Raw genomic sequence first — 576 nt, forward strand, 5'->3', positions numbered from 1 at the left:
AGGCCATCTTGCCCTACAGCTACGCGGGCACCATGGGGTTGGTGCAGGGCGAGGGCATGGCTGCGCGCTTTTTTCACCGGTTGGGCGCCTCGCTGCTGGACCGCACCATCTGTTCTTCGGCGGGGGCGGCGGGGCTGGAGTACACCCTGGGTGGCAAGGTCGGCATGCGCGTCGAGCACTTTGCCGAGAGTCGGCTCATCCTCATCTGGGGCAGCAACAGCGTCGGCAGCAACCTGCACTTCTGGCGCTACGCCCAGCAAGCCAAACGCGCGGGTGCGCGACTGGTGTGCATCGACCCGCGCCGCACCGAGACGGCCGAGAAATGCCACGCCCACCTTGCGCTGCTGCCCGGCACCGATGCGGCCCTGGCCTACGCCCTGATGCAGCAGTGCATCGTCCACGATTGGGTGGACCACGATTATGTGCAGCGCCACACCCTGGGCTGGGAGGCGCTGCGCGCCCGCCCCTTGGAGTGGCCACCGGAGCGTGCAGCCGCCGTGTGTGGCCTGCCCGTGCAACAGATCGTCGCTCTGGCGCACGACATCGGGGCTTGCGTACAGCGACGCGAGCCGGTAG

Annotated in this window: 1 protein-coding gene; it reads left to right on the top strand. The window is 68.4% G+C overall.

What is annotated here, in order from left to right; genetic code table 11:
* Positions 1-576: molybdopterin-dependent oxidoreductase (locus ACK4TH_RS13030; protein ID WP_409627052.1), on the top strand; the 576-nt coding region annotated here is incomplete at both ends.

This window comes from Tepidimonas sp. (genome assembly GCF_046292505.1).
In the GTDB taxonomy this organism is placed as follows: domain Bacteria; phylum Pseudomonadota; class Gammaproteobacteria; order Burkholderiales; family Burkholderiaceae_C; genus Tepidimonas.